Genomic DNA, 20766 nt, shown 5'->3' on the forward strand with positions numbered 1-20766 from the left:
TGCCTCCTTTCAAGAAAGAAGCAGATTAAAAGTTAACAGTTGATTCGGCACTCGTGAGAATCTTATTGTATTTAATTATCTTTTAATACAATTGAGAGCGGAAAAAAAGGGTTTTTCGCGCTTAGGGAGGGGTGTGGGGCAAGGTGGCCATACCCCACACCGCCTCCGGTTTTGGGACAGGGGGAGAGAGCTGTAAAAACGCAGGAATGTGGCGTTTTGACATCTGCTGTAAAACGCCGAACCGCGTCTTGGACATGTACTGTAGAGCCGCGACATGTCGCGCCTGTACATTCACCCCGCAGCTGACTTGCCGCGCCTCCTGAATAAGGCAGGATTCGAGAGACAGAGCCAGTCGCTCTGCGACAGCAGCTGCTGTGCGAAACTGGGCGATAAATGGCTGCGGAAGTGTGAGAAGTTGCTTTTTGGGCTAAAAGCAGATGGCACCGGCATCCAGACTGCGGACAGCCACCTTGACAGGCCACTAGCCAGACCCCTCAAAGGCGGAGAGATTTTTGCAATTTGGGTTTGGCGGCGAGAGCGAGTAAAAATGCCGGTGCCGGCGGCTCCGTCGCTCGCACAAGGCGTGCGAGAGCCCGAAAAACTGCCGGCAATATTATAAAGATTTATTAAATTTAGACCAAGCTCGCTGCCGTCATGGTAGTCTTTTAAAAGACAACCCAGACAGTACAATAACCGCTACAGGCTACAACCCAGCCAGAAGCAGAGGGATTCCATTCGGAGGGCAAAATCTTTTGAGGATGCTGCCAAAAACCCGCTCGCTGCTCTGGAAAGGCTTTAGCCTGGGCGCTGTTATATTTTCCGCGAAGCCGGCAAGAAAACTGCGACAAATACTTCGCCCTGAAAAGGAGAGTGGGTAGAGGTGCTCAAGCAGTCGAAAAAGAGAGCCGGCTGCAGGATAATGGTGTGTTGCAGGTGTGTTTGAACAATCAGAGCGATTGCGCGATACAGTCCGTTACAGATAAGCGATTCAGGTTCTGAAAAGGCTTATCGACATTTAGGAGAAAATATCATGGCAGTTGAAAAAGTCAACTCATCGTCCAGTCTGGCTGAAGTCATCGACCGAATTCTGGACAAAGGCGTCGTCATCGACTTGTGGGCGCGGGTATCGCTGGTGGGCATCGAATTGCTAGCCGTAGAAGCGCGGGTTGTGATCGCCTCAGTAGAAACCTATTTGAAGTACGCAGAAGCAGTTGGCCTGACGTCTCAAGCTGCAGTGCCAGCCGTATAATCGGGTGCGCCGCACCGGCACCCACGGGAAGCCTGCTGGTTGCACTGCCGCAGCAGCAGGTGTTTCGCTGGGAATCGGGTGCGGAGGGCCGGCAGCCCGATAGGATACAAGAGGCTAAATTTTGAGTTTTCTGCAAAAGACAGCAGGAAAGGAGTGCGAGCTGTGTCTCTTAGAGATGAATGGTACGCGGCGCGAGCGCAGCGCCAACAGGAAATTCAGTTCCGCCAGCAGCAGGTGCTGGAACACCGGCAGCAGACGCAGATGGACCTGTCTGCCAGAGCGACACACCGAGCGGCAATGTCAGCTGCGATGTGGGACTCGCTGCACAATTTCCACAGCACGCTGCAATCTAGCATGGCTAACTTTCTGGAAGATACCAGAGCTTACCAGCAGGAAATATGGCTGGAGCAGCAAAACCAGAGAGCGGCGTATGTGGCAGCGATGCGCGATTATGTGTGGGGGACAGCGCCGGAGTTTATTGGAGATGCCGGTGTGGGAAAAAGTGTCTCACCCCTGCCAGCGCCCAAGCTAGGCAAACTGATCTAATGCGGAGATAGTTAGCTGTGACCACAGTTCTGCAAGTCAACTCCCAGAATTTTGTTGACACACCGGCAATCCACAGCCTGACGCAGCGCGCCTTGCGCTACCTGCACGCGGGATTCTCCGTCCACCTCCGCGGGCCGGCAGGAACAGGCAAAACAACACTGGCCGTCCATTTGGCGAATCTTCTAGAGCGCCCAATTTTGCTGGTGTTTGGCGATGATGAGTACACATCCGCGGATCTGATTGGCAACCAGAGGGGCTACAACCGCAAAAAAGTTGTAGATAATTTTATCCACACGGTTGTCAAGCTGGAAGATGAATTCCGCCAGTCTTGGGTGGACGCCCGCCTGACCACAGCCTGTCGCGAAGGCTTCACCCTGGTCTACGATGAATTCAATCGCTCCCGTCCGGAAGTCAACAACGTCCTGCTCTCCGTATTGGAAGAAAGGCTGCTAGTCCTGCCAGCTGCTTCCCAGCAACAGGAATACATTCGCGCCCACCCCCAGTTCCGAGTCATCTTTACTTCCAATCCAGAGGAATATTGCGGAGTTCACGAAGCGCAGGACGCACTGATGGATCGCCTGATAACCATCGATATTCCAGAGCCTGACGAACTGACCCAGCAGGAGATTGTTGTCCAAAAATCTGGACTGCCGCGAGCGGATGCCGCAACAATCGTCAGCCTGATTCGGAATTACCGGCAGCGCACGCAGACTCATGAAAAATCCTCTGGGTTGCGGGCGTGCCTGATCGTGGCAAAAGTCTGCCAGACCAATAATATTCCTGTGGTGGCGACTAACGCTGACTTTCGAGATATCTGCACGGATGTCTTGCTGTCCCGTTCCAAAATCCCGCACAACGAGACAGTCGCAATTCTCAAGGAACTGTTTCAGGAAGTTCCGCCAGCCAAGAAAGTTTCCGAGAAACGGAGGTAAGTCAATGCTGCTTATTCGCACCATGCGGCAAATCCGCACTAGCGGGACAATCGCCAGTTTCCGGGCTTGCCAGACTGCCAGCCATTTGGACCTGTCTGCGAGCGATCGCGCCCGCCGCACCGGTGCGTCAGCAAAAATGCTGGCGGCAGAATCCCGCAGGCAGTGGCTGATCGAACAGTGGAAACGAAACAGATAATTCGCTCTCCCCCAGGAGGTCTTCAGTCATGACAAATCTCGATCTGATTCCGCCAGAATTTCTTTCGCACGAACACTACCGCCAAATGATGGGCCGGGACTACCAGCGCCGCTATTCGGAGTGGCACGCGGAGTATCTCCGGCATCAAAATGAGTTTCTCAGCGACCAGCAGAGCCGGCTCCGCCAGCAGGAGGAGCAGCGAAACAGGTTTTACGAAGAAAACAAACGCCGCACTGCAGAATCCCGCCAGGAATTTTTGCGCTATCAGAACAAATACCTCGCGGAAATGCGCCGCTACTAGAACGCAGGTCAAGGATTGAAAGAGACTGTCCCTCGTTCCCAGCCTGAGGCTGGGAACGAGGGGAAATGTTACCAATTTTTGGGAGGGAAAGCAAAAAATCGGTTTCTGAGATTGGAAAACCGTCGCTGCGAGACGCTGGCAAAAGCGCCGGCGCTTTGAGATTAGAAATAACCAGAAAGTCAAAAAATAGGGCGAGCAATGATAGTTAAAGAAACAGCTGTCGAAAAGCAGCCAGCAGAACTTGACGTGTGCTATCCAGCCGAGGCCACTCCCTACGACAGTGACTGCGGCTGCAAGATTACTTTACCCTACACTCCGGAATTTAACCCGACTAGCTTTACGGCTGAAATGTGGGTTAAATATCAGGGGGGCACCGGCTACCGATCAGTTGTCACCTCTGTGAGCGGTTCCGCTTGGCAGGGACGCCAGGGGTATGTGCTCTGCGTTAACCAAGCCGGACAGTGGCAATTCTGGCTGGGCAACGGCCAGATGAGGCATCCCTGGATGGTGGTCACCGGCCCAAAAGCCAAAGTGGGGGTGTGGACGCATCTGGCGGGAACCTATGACCGAGCGTCGCGGATTGTGACGCTGTACGTCAACGGTCAGGCGGTGGGCCAGCGGACGGGAGCGCTGTTCAGCCCGAACTCTTGCAACCCCCTGCACGTCGGGGCGGGTGCCGTCGAACAGGCCGGTGCGAGCCACTGTCTGTTTCGCGGTCAAATTACTAAAGTCAGGCTCTGGAGCCGGCCCCTGGCCCAAAGAGAGCTGGAAGCCCTGGCCAGTGAGGGAGAGCCCGACGATACGGCAGTCCTGACTTTGGATGGGCGGGGCGACTATGCGGAAGTGCCCTTCTCCGAGGCACTCAATCCGACTCAATTCACGGTGTCCTGCTGGGCAAATGTCGGGGGCGAGCAGGGCCGGTGGCGCTCTATTGTCACCTCTCGCGAGGGTTCGCCAACCCAGGGATACTGTTTGTATGCTGGCGAGAACAATCACTGGCAATTTTGGCTGGGCACCGCCAAGAACGAGTGGGTGAGCATCAACGGTCCAGAACTGGCGCTCCATACCTGGACATTCTTGGCCGGCACCTACGACGGCAAAATCATGAAATTCTATGTCAATGGGGAATTTGTAGGCGAGAAAGTCGTCACTGATTTTGCCGTCAATGAAAAATATCCTTTGCGAATCGGCGCAGGCGCAACGGAAGGCAACCCAACTCACTTTTTCCCGGGCCAAATCACCGACGTGCGGGTCTGGAATATCGCCAGCAGCCAAAAGGAAATTCAAAACCAGATGAATTACCGGCTGATCGGTTTGGAAGCCGGCTTGGCGGGGTACTGGCCTCTGAATGAAGGCTCGGGCGGCACGGTCAAGGATAAAACCCCCTACGGCCATCACGGCACGATCGCCAACTATGTGGAAGTGCCTTACTATCCGATTCTCAATCTGCGCCAGTTTACTGTATCTTGCTGGGTAAATACAGATAATTGGCAGGGAACGGCGCGCACTGCTGTGGCTTCCTGTGACGAGTTTCTGGCCCGAGGGTATATCCTCTGTGCCGGTGAGGACAATAAATGGAAATTCCTCCTCGGATCGGGGGATGCCGGTTGGAGTGAGATTGCAGGTTCGGAGGTGAAGCTCAACGAGCGCGTTTTCCTGGCCGGCACCTGCGACGGCAGCGTGATGAAATTCTACATCAACGGCGAGTTGGCTGGGGAAAAAACGATCTATTATGCGCCCAATACCAAGGAACTCTTGCGCATTGGTGCCGGCATACAAGATGGAAAAATGGCGAACTTCTTCCCGGGGCAAATCACGGATGTCCGGATTTGGAATCGCGTTTGCACCCAGGAAGACGTTAAAAAAGAAATGAACAGTCTGGCGATGGGTCAGGCTCCGGGCTTGGTAGCATACTGGCCCCTCAAAGAAGCGACGGGCCTGACAGTCCCTGACCACACTTCTTATGGCCATGACGCGGCCATCAACACTTCCAGCTGGGAATCTCTGGTTGGGCTGGTTATGATCAAAAACCAGCCAAAGGGCCACCAAAACGGCAGCGGCAGATATTAGAGAGCAATCCCAGTCCACTCACCGGCTCGCGATTGGCGCGCCGGTGAGGGCAATTTCTGGCAATTGAGTTTATCGAGGCTGCACCTTGTTGTGGAGTGAGTGCGGGTTTGGCAACAGCCTTTTCTGGAGGGCAGATAGGTTCTGCAACATGCTCCCAAGATATGCAAAATTAATGTAAGTAAAAAAGCTAAAAAATCTATATTTAGATACTTTGAATGGCATAGTATAAATACAATGCTGCATTCAGGGAGAATAGGCCAGCACAGAAATGCCGCTGGAGTCCTGCGGGGAAGAAACCGGCGTCTCTCCCCTGGCAGACCGATTTGCCGGTGGGGTGGCCAAACGAAACCAGATTTGGGGTGGGGTCGGGTTCGCCGGCATTTCTAGCCGGCGGCTTGCGAGCTGCGAAAAAAAGCTGCGAGCCAGAGTGTTAAGAATTGTTTAATTCTCCCCGAGCGGCGGTCAGTCATGATAGTCTTTAAAAAGAAAAGTCAGACAAGACAAGAACAGGGACAGACCTCACCCGAACAAGGAAAATCTGTTGAAGACTCTACCTTAAGCTTGGGAAGGGAGCCGGTGGAAATGCTGAAGCTGATCCCTTAGGCTCACCGATGAGAGGAGAAAAATACAGGAGCGCGCCAGGAGGAGGAAAACTTTAAAGACTGACTGACGGGAATATTAGTCCATAAAAATGAGAGCGATTCCTCTGGACATGTCGGGACAGAGAAGTTGTTCAATTGTTCAGATGCTTAGAAAAATTATCTGCATTTAGGTGAAATTATCATGGCCGTTGAAAAAGTAAACTCATCTTCCAGTCTGGCTGAAGTTATCGATCGCATTCTGGATAAAGGGGTCGTCATCGACATTTGGGCGCGGGTGTCGCTGGTGGGGATCGAACTGCTAGCCGTAGAAGCGCGGGTTGTGATCGCTTCCGTAGAAACCTATTTGAAGTACGCTGAAGCGGTGGGCCTGACCTCTCAAGCTGCTGTGCCGGCGGTATAATCAGCTGTAGCGCTCTTCAGTTCTGGGGAATCTTGGGAATAGAAAAAAGGCTTTCCCGGAAGCGTGACCGTAAAATGCTGGTCGGGAAAGCTTTACCCCCGTTTCGGAAAGGGCGCGCGCTCGTTTCGCTGTGGGGGAAGTGTTTCAAGCACCGGCACGCTGCGAGGAAAGCCGGCTGTAGAGGGGCAAGAAATTCAGGAATCGCGCCAGGAATTTGGGCGCTATGGCAGCAAATTAGATGGGCGAAATGGGTGGCGGCTAGAAGCTCACCGGGGTGCCGGTGGACGGAAAAGAAAACTTCCAGAAAGTCAAAAAGTAAGGCAATCCATGAAACTGCAACAAGCGGCTGGGGGAGAGCAAGCAAAAGAGGTTGACCTCGGTTATTATCCACCGGCAATTCCCTACTTCAATGGCATCAACGATCGGATTAATATCCCCTATTCGGCGGAGTTGAACCCGGCGAGTAGCTTTACGGTTGAGATGTGGGTGCGGTTTCAGGGCGGCAGGGGCTACCGGGCAGTCTTGAGCTCGGTGAGCGGTTCCGCCAACCAGGGACGCAGGGGGTATCTGTTTTGCGTTAACCTGACTGGGCAGTGGCAGTTCTGGGCCGGCACCGGCAAGATAGGAGCTCCTTGGGTGGCGCTGACCGGCTCACAAGCTACAGTCGGAGTCTGGACTCATTTGGCAGCAACCTATAATTTAGAGTCCCAAACCGCGAGTCTATACGTCAATGGCAAGCTGTCGGCACAGCGGACAGGAACACCCTTCCGGCCCAATAGTGGCAGCCCAATGCATGTGGGTGCCGGCGCAACGGAACAGCCTGGAGCGAGTTCTTGTTTCTTTCACGGTCTGATTGCGAAAGTGCGGATCTGGGACAGAGCTCTGTCTAATGCAGAACTTCAGCTGATAGCCGCACCGGGAACGCCAGACGCCGCGCCGCAAACAATTTCTCCGACGCTACCTCCCTCAGGCGGAGGTTCAGGGGCCGGTGGGCCAGCAGCGGGTGCCGGTGGGGGAGCACCCGGTGCCGGTGGGGGAGCACCCGGTGCCGGTGGGACACCCGGTACGGCTCAATCGGACACCGGTACGGCTCAATCGGACAAGGGTACGGCTCAATCGGACAAGGGTACGGCTCAATCGGACAAGGGTACGGCTCAATCGGACAAGGGTACGGCTCAATCGGACAAGGGTACGGCTCAATCGGACAAGGGTACGGCTCAATCGGACAAGGGTACGGCTGAATCGGACACCGGCACGGCTCAATCGGACACCGGCACGGCTCAATCGGACAAGGGTACGGCTCAATCGGACACCGGCACGGCTCAATCGGACACCGGCACGGCTCAATCGGACACCGGTACGGCTCAATCGGACACCGGTACGGCTCAATCGGACACCGGTACGGCTCAATCGGACACCGGTACGGCTCAATCGGACACCGGTACGGCTCAATCGGACACCGGTACGGCTCAATCGGACACCGGCACGGCTCAATCGGACACCGGTACGGCTCAATCGGACACCGGCACGGCTCAATCGGACAAGGGTACGGCTGGGACTGGCACAGGGCAAGAGTCCCAGACGCCATCTCCATCTGAACCCAGCACTCCACCTGTAAAATCGCTACAGTCGGTTTTGGTATTCGATGGGAAAGATGACTTTGTAGAAATCAAAGATCCGTTTAAGAATAACGCGGCATTTACGATTTCCCTGTGGGTGAAACCATCTGTACTCAATGATGGAGCTTGGCACGGTATCCTGGGCAAGCGGTGGGGAGAACTCTGTAGCAAACCGGGACTGTGGGTTGCGCCCGATAGAAGTGCCTTGCATTATGATTCTTACCCCCCTGAAGGGCAGACCCGTTACTCGGATATATTGCAAAATTTCTTTTTAGCATTGGATGAGTGGGTTCACATCACTTGGGTGAAAGAAGGAACGGAGTACCGGTTCTACCGCAATGGGGAGCTGTTTGCCACCAAACCGGCACCGGAAACGTTTTATACCGCCAAGACGAGTTACTGGATTGGACGGGTGGATAATTTCTTTGCCGGGGGAATCACAGAAGTGAGTTTCTGGAGTGTGGCTCGCACGCAGGAGGACATTCAAAAGGACACGCACCGGCACTTGAAGGGAGATGAGCCCGGACTGACGTATTACTGGGGCTTCAATGAAGGCAGCGGCAATACCGTTCACGAGTGCGTCACTCGTCCCAAGGATGGGATAATTCGAGGGGCTATATGGCAGCAAGCGGAACTGCCTTTCCCGATTCCAGCGCACACACCGATAGCGCAAGCGCCGGTGCTGGCGTTCGACGGCAAGGATGACTCCGTGGAAGTCCAAGATCCCTTCGAGAACAATACGGCGTTTAGCATTTGTTTGTGGGTAAAGCCCTCTATTCTAGATGATGGGGCGTACCACGGCATTCTGGGCAAAAGTGGGGATGAAAATCGCAAACCCGGACTGTGGGTGGCTCCGCACAACAGCGCTCTGCATTACGATTCCTACACGCCGGCGGGGAAAAATCGCTACAGTGATGTGTTGAGTAATTTCTTTGCGGCGAAAGACCAGTGGGTGCACATTGCTTGGGTGAAAGAAGGAGGAGAGTACAGATTTTACCGCAATGGGGAGCTGTTTGCGACAAAACCGGCACCGAAAACGTTTTATAGTGCTAAGACGAGTTATTTTATCGGACGGGTGGATAATTTCTTTGCCGGTGAAATAACGGAAGTGAGTGTCTGGAGTGTGGCTCGCACGCAGGCGGATATTCAGAACGACATGCACCGGCGCTTGAAGGGGGATGAGGCGGGACTGGCGTATTACTGGGCCTTCAATGAAGGCAGCGGCACTACGGCTAATGATAGAGCGAAAAATGGCAACCACGGGATGATTTATGGGGCGACTTGGCAGCAAGCTGGTGTGCCGGTGGCCACGGCTGAGCCGGAAGCGGCGAACTCTGAACCTGCTAAGCCTGCAGGTAAAGTGGGTAAAGTATTGCAGCCGGTGTTGGCGTTCAATGGGGCAAGTGACTATGTGGAAACGGGAGATCCCTTCGACAGCAGCACTACCTTTACGATTTCTTTATGGATCTACGCAATTAATTCTGCCGCGATGAAAGGAATCATTGGCAAGGGAGGGGTAGGAGAATATCGCAAGCCTTCACTGATGTTGTGGGCACTGAATAGATTGGTCTATGAGTCGTCTTCCGCTCCTGATGGCCGTAATTTCAATAAGAAGTTGTATAATTTCTTTGAAGCCCAAGAGCAATGGGTTCACATCACTTGGATGAAAGAAGGAACAGAGTACAGAATTTACCGGAATGGGGAGCTATTTGGCACCTACCCAGCACCTGAAAGTTTTTATAGCTCCAGCAAAACGTGCTACTGGATAGGACAGTGGGCAGCGGGTGGTGCCAATTTTGCAGGTTATATTACTGAAGTGAATATCTGGAGTGTGGCTCGCACTCAGGCTGAGATTCAGAAGGATATGCGCCGGCGCTTGCAGGGGGATGAGCCTGGATTATGTTATTACCTGCCCCTGGATGAAAGCAGTGGCACTACAGTATTTGACATGGCGAACCGTCCCAACCACGGGAAGATTATTGGGGCAAGTTGGCAGCAGTCGGAAGTGCCCATCGCCAGTCGGCTGGCTGCGCCGAAAGTACCGCACACCGTGCAGCCGGTGCTGGTGTTCGATGGGCGCGATGATTATGTGGAAATCCAAAATCCCTTCGAGAACAGCGCTGCCTTTACTGTGTCCCTGTGGGTTAAGCCCTCTGCGATTAACGATGGCGTGGTGTGCGGAATCCTTGGCAAGCCCTGGACTCAATTTTGCCCACTACAACTGGAAATGGCTGGTTATGATGGGGCATTGAATTTTAACTATACCGAGAGCGGGAAGAAGGATGGTACTGCGGCGTTCTTTGTGAATTTCTTTGAAACCAAAGATGAATGGGTTCATGTCACCTGGGTGAAAGAAGGAAAAGAGTTCCGCATTTACCGGAATGGGGAGCTATTTGCCACCCGATCCAGCGCACCGGAAAATGTTTACACTGAGAAGGGGAGCTACTATATAGGACGGAGTGCAAAATTCTTTGGCGGTCAAATTACCGGTCTGTGTGTCTGGAGTGTCGCCCGCACCGGCGCTGAGATTCAGAAGGATGTCCACCGGCATCTGAAGGGGGATGAGCCGGGATTGGCTTATTACTGGCCTTTGAATGAAGGCACCGGCGATACTGTGCTGGATAAGGGCAAAAATGCCAATCACGGCAAGATTTCTGGCGCAACTTGGCAGCAGGTTGAGGTGCCGATTGTTTAACTCTCGTTTCCAGGCTCTGCCTTGAAAATGTTTGTAGTTGGGCTTTAGCCCAATACCCTCGTGAGCCCAATACGCTCGTTCCCATGTTTGTAGTTGGGCTTTAGCCCAATACCCTCGTGAGCCCAATACGCTCGTTCCCATGTTTGTAGTTGGGCTTTAGCCCAATACCCTCGTTAACTCTCGTTTCCAGGCTCTGCCTTGAAAATGTTTGTAGTTGGGCTTTAGCCCAATACCCTTCCAGCTCAAGCTGGGAACGCCACTCGGTCGGATCTGCCTCCTTTATCCCGAGGGGAAAAAGGAAAACAAAAAGGAGCAAAAGGTGCGGAGATGAATTTGACTTTTGAGAGGTTTAATGATATAAGTCTGTACGACTCGCTTCACCTCGCTATGTTTAGCGGTAAAGGTGGCGTGGGTAAAACCACTTTGGCCTGCGGTTTCGCTCGGCGCTGGGCCAGATTATTTCCCCAGGAACAAATCCTGCTAATCTCCACAGATCCAGCTCACTCTCTGGGAGATGTGCTGCAAATAAATGTGGGGGACAGCGCCTCACCGGCAGCCGATTTGCCCAACTTGAGCGTTCGGGCGCTAGAAGCTCAAGAATTGCTGAAAGAATTTAAGGCAAAATACGGCAAGTTTTTAGAACTTTTGGTTGAGCGGGGGAGTTTTGTCGAGGGGGAAGATTTAACCCCTGTTTGGGATTTGGACTGGCCCGGTTTAGACGAAATCATGGGTCTGCTAGAAATTCAGCGCCTGCTCACAGAAAAAGTGGTAGACCGCGTGGTGGTAGATATGGCTCCGTCCGGTCACACGTTAAATTTGTTGGGCATTAAGGATTTTTTAGATATCGTTTTAAATTCTTTGGAACTGTTCCAAGAAAAACACCGGACAATTGCCAAAAGTTTTAGGGGGAAGTACAAGCCAGATGAAGTCGATGAGTTTTTGGGAAAGATTAAATCTGAATTAGCAGAAGGCCGGCGCTTGCTGCAAAATGAAGAGTTTACCGCTTGCTCGGTGGTGGCGATTGCCGAACCGATGAGTCTTTTGGAAACGGAACGATTTCTAGAAAGCTTGCAAGCGTTGGAAATTCCTTGCGGGGGGGTATTAATAAACTTGGTTTTGTCAGATGCCGGTGCGGATTTGGACCGCTACAGCGAACAGCAAGAGTTGCTGGACAAATTTCTCAAAATATCTGGGAACCAGCCGGTTTTTATTGTGCCGGAACAGGATGCCGAACCGCTTGGCGGTGCGGCGCTAGACTGTATTATTACCCAAGTTCAAAAAATTGATAGGGTTGCGCTTGCTCCGCCACCGCCAATACAGTGGCCGGTTAAAGTAACCCCCAGTTTTAGCGATTTTATTGACGAAGGACGCCAGCTTATCCTGATAGGCGGCAAAGGTGGCGTGGGCAAAACGACAGTCGCCGCCGCGCTTGGCTGGGCGCTAGCTAATCGCTATCCTGAGAAAAAGATTAGGATGGTTTCTATCGATCCGGCTCACTCTCTGGGAGATGCTTTTGGGATAAAATTGGGGCACGAACCCAGCCAGATAGCGGAGAATTTGAGCGGGCAAGAAATTGATGCCGAGATAGTATTAGAGCAGTTCCGCAATGACTATCTTTGGGAATTGGCTGAGATGATTAGCGGCGAAAGCGGTGAGGCGGGGGGGATAAAAATCGCCTACACTCCTGAAGCTTGGCGGCAAATTGTAGCGCAAGCTTTACCGGGGATTGATGAAATGCTGTCTCTAATTGCGGTGATGGATTTGTTGGACAGCAAACAGCAAGATTTAATTATACTAGATACTGCGCCCACCGGCCACCTTCTCCGCTTTTTGGAAATGCCATCGGCACTGGCAGACTGGCTCGCTTGGATCTTCAAGCTGTGGGTGAAGTATCAAAATGTTTTGGGGCGAGTGGATTTGATGAGCCGGCTGCGGAAGTTGCGCCAGCAAGTTGTGGCTGCGCAGAAGAAGTTGAAGGACCCGCGCCACACGGAATTTATTGGCGTGATTCAAGCTCACGCTGCTATTATAGCAGAACAGGTGCGGTTGAGCGAGTCCCTGCAAAAAATGGGCGTCCCTCAGCGGTACGTCGTGCACAACCGCTACATTACAGGTGTGGAAATCGATGCGGGGGTGTTTGCGGAAGAGACGATTGTTCGGCTGCCGGTTTTACCCCGCTCGGTGGAACCGCTCGCTCGGATTAAAGGGGCGGCTAGTCTGCTGTTTTGACTTTTTGGGAGCGCCACCCCCACCCCTTATAGCGGTTCTCCGCTGGATGAACTAGGGTCCAGAAACCCGGTTTCTTTAAGAAACCGGGTTTCTCAATACCGACGGCAGAGGTTGAAGTCCCTGGGAAACTGCGAGCCGGCCAGCGGAGCCAGTACCGGCTTCTACAGAAATGGTAAGATGTTGGGGTAAAGACTTTATACCTCTGAGTGTAGGGGCGTCAAGTCGAATGAATCAACCTGTGGGGGAAGGCATGTTGGGGGATCAATCGTTAGATTTAAGTCAATCTCCCTTATTTGTGCGTGAAATTTCTCCATCTGCCGGCAGTTCGGCAGGTTGAAAATTCTACTCCCCAAACCGGGTGTGTGAAGAAAAATAGCACTGCAAAAGATAGGGAGAAATTTGATGAGCGATTTATTCAAAGGCTTTGAGCAGTTACTAGAACTTGCGAAAGCCTTGGAAGAGAAAATTGAAGCCGGAGAAATACAGGCGGATATGCAGATTCTTAATCGCAGTATCAGCAATATACCCCGCGCGGGAAGTATTCCCCGTCGCGGTAATGCAGGTGTCAGTGTCGGGACAGGTGGCTTCCGCACTCAACCGGCACCGCCCAGCGCCAGTCCTGCAGGTTCGAGTTCAGCATCCCGAGAGCCGGTGAAACCCCAGCAAACAGCGGGAAGTCCCTCCCTAAAAGAGGTCGGCGGATTGAGCGAAGTGATTCAAGAACTAAAAGAATTAATCGCCATCCCCTTAAAACGTCCCGATCTGCTCGCTAAAATCGGGCTGGAACCCACACGCGGCGTCCTGTTAGTCGGTCCCCCCGGCACCGGCAAAACGCTCACCGCCCGCGCCCTCGCGGAAGAGCTGGGAGTCAATTATATCGCCATCGTCGGACCCGAAATGATCGGCAAATACTACGGCGAAGGGGAGCAAAGATTGCGGGAACTCTTTGAGAGAGCTGCGAAAAGCGCCCCCTGTTTGCTATTTATTGATGAAATCGACAGTCTCGCCCCAGACCGCAGTAAAGTAGAAGGGGAAGTGGAAAAACGGCTCGTCGCACAGCTGTTGGGTTTGATGGATGGTTTCGCTCACACTCCCGGAGTTATTGTGCTCGCCGCCACCAATCGCCCCGACCATCTCGACCCCGCTTTGCGCCGCCCCGGTCGGTTCGATCGGGAAGTTTTGTTTCGGGTTCCAGACCGGCAGGGACGTTTGGAGATATTGCAAATCCTGACTCGCCCTATGCCTTTTGACCAGACGGTTAACTTAGAAGCGATTGCGGATTTAGCAGTCGGATTTGTGGGTGCGGATTTGAAAGCGGTCTGCCAAAAAGCGGCTTACAGCGCCCTGCGCCGGCAAGTTCCCTCAATTGAGGCAACAATTCCCGACGCCATGACGGTACAGCAGTCCGATTTTTTGCAAGCGCTGAAAGAAGTTAAACCGGCAGTTTTGCGGTCGGTCGAAGTCGAATCGCCTAAGGTTGCTTGGGAGGAAATTGGCGGGCTGGAGAGCATCAAACAAACGCTGCGAGAATCGGTAGAAGGCGCACTTCTGCATGCGGAACTGTATTTGAAAACAAAAGCCCGCTCGCCCAAAGGCATCTTGCTTTGGGGTCCGCCGGGAACCGGCAAAACGATGCTGGCGAAAGCAGTTGCGTCGCAAGCGAGAGCGAATTTTATCTGCGTCAACGGTCCGGAATTGCTCAGCAAGTGGGTGGGCGCTAGCGAACAAGCGGTGCGGGAACTGTTCGCCAAAGCGCGACAAGCTGCACCTTGCGTTGTGTTTATTGATGAAATCGACACGCTAGCGCCGGTGCGGGGGCGTTACAGCGGCGATTCTGGCGTCAGCGACAGGGTGGTGGGGCAGTTGCTGACAGAATTAGACGGTTTGCAAACCGGCGCGACGATTCTGGTAATTGGCGCGACTAACCGTCCCGATGCTTTAGACCCCGCTTTGTTGAGGGCGGGCCGGTTGGATTTACAATTAGTGGTTGATTTGCCCAATCTGGAAAGCCGGTTGGCGATCCTAAAAGTTCACAATCAAGACCGCCCGCTGCAGGATGTGGATTTGGCTTACTGGGCGACGGTAACAGAGGGTTGGAATGGGGCGGATTTGGCGCTTTTGGGCGACAGGGCGGCGGTGGGATCTATCCGCCGGTATCGCAGTGCGGGAATGGCAGAACCGGCGGAAATTCGGATTACGGCTGAGGATTTTAACTGCGCTTATCAGGTGCTGAGCGAGCAGAAGCCGGTTGTGTGATTTAATTGGTTTATAGCGGTTCTCAGCTGGATTACGCCCCAGAACCCCGGTTTCTTTAAGAAACCGGGGCTCACAAGACAAACCACAGCAACTATATACACAGATCGTGAAAGATTCGGAACAGACAAACATCTGGTACAGCTCACAAGTCGGTGCCCACACCTCGGAACAGAGAAAAACCTGGTACAGTTCAGTAGCAGATGCCTACAGCAGGACAAGACCGCGCTACCCTCAGGAGCTGATTAATCGCGCTGTAGAGTTAGCGCAACTTCCTGCGAAGGCGCAGATTCTGGAATTGGGATGCGGTCCGGGAATTGCAACTGTCCCCTTCGCTCAATTGGGGTTTTCAATGGTTTGCCTTGAGCCCAGTCCGGAATCTTGCCAGCTGGCTCGGCTCAACTGCGCCCAGTATCCAAATGTGGAGATTTTGAATGCGGCTTTTGAAGAGTGGGAGCTAGAGGCTGAGAGGTTTAATGCGGTCCTGGCTGCAACTTCTTTTCACTGGATGCCCCCTGAAATTGCAACTTCAAAAAGTGCTGCGGCTTTGAAGGAAAGGGGTTTTCTAATTTTGCTGTGGAACACGGCACCCCAACCGGCGTATGAAGTTTACGAGGTGTTGCGTGAGATTTACCAAACTTGGGCACCGGCTATTTCCGGTTATGAAGAGATAGCCACTCACGAACAGAACCTGAGAGGGCTAGGGCAGGGTGTTATTGATTCGGGCTTATTTGAGGGTTTTGTGTCGGAACAGTTGGTGTGTGAAGTTCGCTATAATATAGATGATTATCTGGCGCTTTTGAGTACGCTGTCGCCGTATATAAGGCTAGACCGGCACCAGAGGGATTCTCTGTTTGCCGGTTTGAGGGAAGCGCTCGACCGGCACTGCGGGAGCACTGTCGGGACTTCCTATCTGTCGGTTCTTCAGATTGCCCAAAAAATCTGAACCGGCGTTCTGGCCGGTCCTACGTCTCCTTCGGATGGACAGGCGGGACGCCTGTCCTACGCCTTCCTGGGATGGACAGGCGAGACGCCTGTCCTACGTCTCCTTCAGGGTTTTTAAACATTCAACTGGCAACTATTTCTAACTCCAGATTGCCAAGTTTAATTTTACTGCCGGCGGTTAGCGCCACCGGCGCTGAAGGCTCACCGGCAGACAGGGGAAGCAGTTGCTCTCCGTTGACAAATGTACCATTCCTGCTGGCAAGATCGATAATCTGAAGTTTATTATTTCCCCACTGGATAACAGCGTGCTGGCGGGAAATTGTCGGGGGAGCGATTTGCTCGCAGCCACTCAAGTCAATGTCAGCAATAAAGTTAGGGGGGTGGCTGCGCCCAATGACGGAGCGCAGCCGGTTCAGAGAAAAAAACTGGTTGGCTTTCGGACCGCTGAGAATGCGCAGATAGGTTGTCTCCGGTTTCAGCTGAGCTAAACCGGGAATCGGATCGGAACCAAAACTGCCAGCCATTACTGCCCTCCCAATTGACGAGTTGCTGTTAGCAATCCGGTGGTTTGGTGGGCGCTCAGGCTGCCGGTTCTGTACAGGTCATCCAGTTGCTGAGTTGCCTTTTGGGCAATCCCTATCTGCCCGGATTTGAGAGCAGCCGCTTGGATTTGGCTGAGCAGTTCGCCGGTTTGCAGCGGATCGCTGGCACCGGCGAGTTCTGTGCTGAAGCGATTGATGTCCCAGGTGAGCCGGTCGCGATCTATCTCCTGATTGATCAGTTGAGTTTCTTGATAGGACAGGGTGAATTTCAGCGCTGCTTGAGCGGTGACGGGAGGCAAATCCGGTGCCTGCAACTGAATTTCGGCTATCGTGTAACTGCCGGCAAGCATGCTGGCGTTTAAGGCAGGCACCTCTAATGCCAGCAGCACATCAGTTGCGATATCCGCTCGCACGTTTTGCAGGCGAATTTCCAGCGGTGCGGTGAGGGATAGAGGCAGGTAATCGGGGCGCAACTGGCAGCAATTTTTAACCCTAATCCCGCCGGCAAAATTGAGTTTGAGCGCCGCATCCGCAACGGCGACAGTTTGCGACGCCAGCAGGCGCTCTTGCAGTTGAGGTAAGAGAAGTTCTGGGGTGCCGGCATATAAAAACGCCCCCCGCCCGAAGTCGCTGAGGCTGACTAGAAAGGCGGTGTTGAAATCAGCAGCATTCCCCAATCCTGCGGTGCAAATAGTGATGCCGGTGCCGGCTATCGTCGCCGCTTGCTGAACAATAGGCGCGACATTCTCGATAATCTGTCCCCGCTCATTAGTGGGATGTCCGTCTGTTACCAGAATTCCCACCCGCGCTACTCCCGCTTCTGGCGATAAAGCAGATTGAATCCAGTGCAGGGCTGAGTCAGTTCGGGTTACGCCTTGGGCAACTAAGGTGTTGAGAACCGATGGGAGTTCCGCCAGTTGGCTGCGCTCACAATTGTGCGCCAGGGGAGTCACCCAGTCAGCAAATCCTGCGAGAGACAGGCGATCTCCCGGGCGTAACTGCGCCGCTAGCGCCTGAGTTGCTGCTTTCGCCCGCTCCCACTTTTCGCCCTGCATAGAAGCGCTCGTATCCAGAGCAATTGCCAGTCGCAACGGGATATGTTGGATGCGTTCGCCCGCCGGTGCGATCCGCACCCGCAAAATGTGTTCGGACAGCTGTGATTGGACTTTGACAGGGCGATCCCAGGCAAGTTGCAGGTTGAACATAGCTTTCGATGACTATATCGGGACTGACGTTCTGCTACTTATAATAAACTGTTGTGCCGGTGAGCCGCACGGTTGAGCTGTCAAGCGCTTTTCCTCATCCCCCATGCCCCATGTCCCATGCCCCATGCCCCATGCCTCATGCCCCATGCCCCATGCCCCATACCCAATTCCCAGGAAACACTATAGCGTTTCTTATATTAGTGAGGTACTGAGAAACCCGGTTTTTTTAAGAAACCAGATTTCTGGGCCATAGTTCATCCAACTGAGAAACGCTATATCTATAATGTATGTCATAACTTATGGGAAATCAACCTATGTACCATTGGTCAACTTTATCGGGCGTTTACGAGGGCAGCGATTTCACTTTGTATGATGAAGAAGCTTGGAAATGCTTTTTCGAGCTGCACTGGGACGATACGGGGCGAGTGACGGGTTCCGGGCATCTGGCGACAGGAGAGGATTTTCTCGGCGAAGGCGAGCCAGATCGGGTGGATGTCGTTTTTTTGGGGCAAATGACCAAAAAGGGCGTTCTCTACGGAATGATCGTGGCTCCCACCCGATTTGACAAAGGGGTTTGCTGGTCATTCAATTTAGACTTAGATTTGGAAAAAAGGGAGCTAGAGGGAGAAGTGTTTTATGCTGAAGACGATATCGGAGAACCCGAACCGGGAAGCCTGTTCCTCCAATATAAGCGCAGCTTTTGACATCGCTCCGTCCTGGATTTTTCTCTCCTCTTGTAGGGACGGAATTTATCGCGCCCCTACAAGAGGAAGTCCCCCCTAAATTAAATCCAAAATCCTTGCATCCAAAATTCTCCTTATCCCTCAACTGCGGACAGCATGCTGTTGCGCCCGAGGCCAAGGATTAAGCGTTTGCCGGCTAGAAGGTTGAAATCGGGATAGGTTTCAAAAATCCAGCGGTTTAGGGGGCGCTCAACCAGGGTTTCCAGCAAGGTTTTAATCCGCCGCCCCCCAAACAGTAAATTGTCGCTCTCCTGCATGTGAAGGCTGAGAACTTCCAGCACGGAAGTTTGAAACAGCAGCAGCAGCCGGTATTTGTCCCAGGCAGATTCAGCGAGCTGGCGCAGGAATTTCTCGCCAATTTTCCAGACGAATTCCGGACGCAGCAGGTCAAAGACCACAATACTGTCCCCCAGCCGGTTCAGCAATTCAGCGCGACCGATACGGCTGCTAAAGTGCCAGTGGACTTCTGTGCGAAAGTGAGCGTCAACTTGAGCGTAACTGAACGAATGAACGCCGTGCCGCTGCACTTCGGTCATGATGCCATTTCTAATAATAGCACCCGTCTGCGGATCTGTCAAGTCAGAAGCGCCAATATTACTGGTGAAAATAATCACAGTTTGGTTGAAATAGGCGGTTTGCCCTTTTCCGTCCGTGAGGCGACCATCTTCCAGGATTTGCAGGAACTTGTCCAGAACTTTGGGGTGAGCTTTTTCGATTTCATCAAACAGGAGAATGCTGTAAGGGCGCTCCAAGATGCGGTTAGTTAGTTGCCCCCCTTCTTCATAGCCTACGAAACCGGGGGGAGCGCCGGCTAATTTCTCAGCGGCGTGTTCTTCTTTGTACTCGCTCATGTCAAAGCGGGCGAACGCCTGCTCATCTCCAAAGATCAGGCGGGTGAGGGATTTGGCGAGTTCGGTTTTGCCAACGCCGGTGGGTCCCACGAAAAAGAAAATTCCTTTTGGCTTGCTGTTGCGACCGCTAACATTGCTGAGACTGATGCCGACTTTGGCGCTGGTTAACAGGGTGGTGACGGCTTCTACAGCGCGAGGTTGCCCGATGACAGATTGGGAGAGTTCTTCCTTTGCATAAGCAATTTTATCGGGGCTGATTTTCTCAAAGGGTTCGTCCCGCTGCCCGAATTTGTAGAAGTCTACCAGGCGCAATACGGTTTTGGGTCCCAGGGGAATGCGCTCTCGCCAAGAGGTGTGGCGGATCGCCTCTAAATCCATTGTTTGAAAGCCGTCGGTTAAGGCAGCAAATTCTTCGGCGGCAAGTTCGAGATCGGAGAGTTGCTGGGGGGTGGAGCGCTGGGAATTTATCTGCTCTCCGCCATAAAATCCTTTCTGTCCGAAGCGCAGGATAAACTGAAGGCGCTCTTCTTTGTTGGGGCGGGTGACTTGCACGAGGGCGACAAAGGGATTGCCGGCATAAAACCAAGCCGGCACGCGCCGCAAATCGCTTGCCAAAAGGATGAGGGTGTTGCGATAGCCGGTGAGATTTCCTTCGCGAATGACAGCGCCTTCCAGGGTGGATTTTTTCAGCAATGTTAGCAGGTGGCGCTCATCTAGCAGATAGCGTTCTGGATCTGCAGTCAGCATATCCCCTAAATCGACAATTGCCGCTACTGGAATTGTCGCCTGAGAAATCACCGCTCGCATGTGGCTAAACGCCTGCTCTGGCGACAGGTGAGTGCCGGTGAGTCGCTGCACCACCGCGCCAGGATTGGCGCGGGATGGGGGCTGCGTGGGGTCGGCAATGGCTGGGGCTGCCGGTGTGGCAGACTGTCCCAGGCGTTCCTGTTGCAATTCCGCCAGTCTCTGTCGCGCCAATTCATCAAACATCTGGCGCATTTCTGGCTGAGCAAAGGTTAGGCCATCCACCGGATCGTAACGCACAATCAGGTCAAATCCCAGGTTGAGGAAATAGGCATTGAGGAATTCTCCCATGCCGTGATAGGTTCCCTGCCAGAGAAATTGATCGTGAATGTTGCTGTAGAGAATCAGGTGCTGCCGGCGATACAGGTGCTTTTCAAAGTCTTGAATCCAACGGGCTGAGATGGGGAACATGGCCAACTCACAGAAAATGCGGGGGGGATTGCAGTCCCCGTCTTCTACGCGGGGGCGGAAATCCGGTGCGATTCGGTTAATAATAGCACGCGCAGGCAAATAAGTCAAGTAGGTTTGTAGTTGGGCTTTAGCCCAAAGGTTTGTAGTTGGGCTTTAGCCCAAAGGTTTGTAGT

The 20766-nt window shown here is 53.2% G+C and carries 18 protein-coding genes; 15 read left to right on the forward strand and 3 right to left on the reverse strand.

The genetic code is table 11. The annotated features are described in order from the left end of the window. Positions 1–274 precede the first annotated feature (274 nt). The 14 genes from OSC10802_RS0136595 (at position 275) to OSC10802_RS0136665 (ending at position 16038) form a co-directional block, all read left to right on the forward strand. Positions 275–619 (forward strand): hypothetical protein, encoded by a 345-nt coding sequence (locus OSC10802_RS0136595; protein ID WP_017721724.1) that lies wholly within the window; start codon positions 275–277, stop codon positions 617–619. Positions 620–1030: 411 nt separating this feature from the next. Continuing rightward, complete coding sequence (gene gvpA / locus OSC10802_RS0136605; RefSeq protein ID WP_017721725.1) at positions 1031–1249, forward strand: gas vesicle structural protein GvpA; 219 nt, start codon at positions 1031–1033, stop codon at positions 1247–1249. Between the two features lie 162 nt (positions 1250–1411). Then, entirely contained in the window at positions 1412–1795 is a 384-nt protein-coding gene (locus OSC10802_RS0136610) for a hypothetical protein (RefSeq protein WP_026099120.1), read from the forward strand. Between the two features lie 17 nt (positions 1796–1812). After that, positions 1813–2727: a gas vesicle protein GvpN gene (gene gvpN / locus OSC10802_RS0136615; RefSeq protein ID WP_017721727.1), complete on the forward strand. Its 915-nt coding sequence runs from the start codon at positions 1813–1815 to the stop codon at positions 2725–2727. Positions 2728–2731: 4 nt separating this feature from the next. Then, entirely contained in the window at positions 2732–2923 is a 192-nt protein-coding gene (locus OSC10802_RS0136620) for a hypothetical protein (RefSeq protein WP_017721728.1), read from the forward strand. A gap of 28 nt (positions 2924–2951) precedes the next feature. Beyond that, positions 2952–3224, forward strand: coding sequence for a hypothetical protein (locus OSC10802_RS43535; protein ID WP_017721729.1), 273 nt, complete (start codon positions 2952–2954; stop codon positions 3222–3224). A gap of 198 nt (positions 3225–3422) precedes the next feature. After that, positions 3423–5294: a LamG-like jellyroll fold domain-containing protein gene (locus OSC10802_RS0136630; protein WP_017721730.1), complete on the forward strand. Its 1872-nt coding sequence runs from the start codon at positions 3423–3425 to the stop codon at positions 5292–5294. Positions 5295–5562: 268 nt separating this feature from the next. Further along, the gene (locus OSC10802_RS52295) at positions 5563–5739 is read left to right on the forward strand and encodes a hypothetical protein (protein ID WP_017721731.1); all 177 of its coding nucleotides are present in this window, start codon (positions 5563–5565) and stop codon (positions 5737–5739) included. Positions 5740–5762: 23 nt separating this feature from the next. Then, positions 5763–5897, forward strand: coding sequence for a hypothetical protein (locus OSC10802_RS56085; protein ID WP_017721732.1), 135 nt, complete (start codon positions 5763–5765; stop codon positions 5895–5897). A gap of 180 nt (positions 5898–6077) precedes the next feature. Continuing rightward, positions 6078–6296, forward strand: a complete 219-nt coding sequence (gene gvpA / locus OSC10802_RS0136640) for a gas vesicle structural protein GvpA (protein WP_017721733.1) — start codon at positions 6078–6080, stop codon at positions 6294–6296. A gap of 63 nt (positions 6297–6359) precedes the next feature. Further along, positions 6360–10610 carry a LamG-like jellyroll fold domain-containing protein gene (locus OSC10802_RS48385; protein ID WP_017721734.1) on the forward strand — a complete coding sequence of 1417 codons (4251 nt, stop codon included), beginning with the start codon at positions 6360–6362 and terminating at the stop codon, positions 10608–10610. A gap of 327 nt (positions 10611–10937) precedes the next feature. Continuing rightward, entirely contained in the window at positions 10938–12839 is a 1902-nt protein-coding gene (locus OSC10802_RS0136655) for an ArsA family ATPase (protein ID WP_017721736.1), read from the forward strand. 402 nt (positions 12840–13241) lie between these two features. After that, positions 13242–15095: an AAA family ATPase gene (locus OSC10802_RS0136660; RefSeq protein WP_017721737.1), complete on the forward strand. Its 1854-nt coding sequence runs from the start codon at positions 13242–13244 to the stop codon at positions 15093–15095. A 106-nt stretch (positions 15096–15201) separates the two neighbouring features. Next, positions 15202–16038 carry a class I SAM-dependent methyltransferase gene (locus tag OSC10802_RS0136665; RefSeq protein ID WP_017721738.1) on the forward strand — a complete coding sequence of 279 codons (837 nt, stop codon included), beginning with the start codon at positions 15202–15204 and terminating at the stop codon, positions 16036–16038. 121 nt (positions 16039–16159) lie between these two features. Here the strand turns inward: OSC10802_RS0136665 and OSC10802_RS0136670 are convergent, their stop codons facing one another. Then, complete coding sequence (locus tag OSC10802_RS0136670; RefSeq protein WP_017721739.1) at positions 16160–16561, reverse strand: FHA domain-containing protein; 402 nt, start codon at positions 16559–16561, stop codon at positions 16160–16162. Further along, entirely contained in the window at positions 16561–17784 is a 1224-nt protein-coding gene (locus tag OSC10802_RS0136675) for a VWA domain-containing protein (protein WP_017721740.1), read from the reverse strand. The genes OSC10802_RS0136670 and OSC10802_RS0136675 overlap by 1 nt, the downstream gene beginning before the upstream one ends. A gap of 314 nt (positions 17785–18098) precedes the next feature. Between OSC10802_RS0136675 and OSC10802_RS0136680 the strand changes: the two genes are divergently transcribed. Next, the gene (locus OSC10802_RS0136680; protein WP_017721741.1) at positions 18099–18488 is read left to right on the forward strand and encodes a hypothetical protein; all 390 of its coding nucleotides are present in this window, start codon (positions 18099–18101) and stop codon (positions 18486–18488) included. A gap of 113 nt (positions 18489–18601) precedes the next feature. Here the strand turns inward: OSC10802_RS0136680 and OSC10802_RS55315 are convergent, their stop codons facing one another. Beyond that, complete coding sequence (locus OSC10802_RS55315) at positions 18602–20701, reverse strand: AAA family ATPase (RefSeq protein WP_017721742.1); 2100 nt, start codon at positions 20699–20701, stop codon at positions 18602–18604. Between the last annotated feature and the right edge of the window lie 65 nt (positions 20702–20766).

This window comes from Kamptonema formosum PCC 10802 (assembly GCF_000332335.1).
Classification (GTDB): domain Bacteria; phylum Cyanobacteriota; class Cyanobacteriia; order Cyanobacteriales; family Oscillatoriaceae; genus Oscillatoria.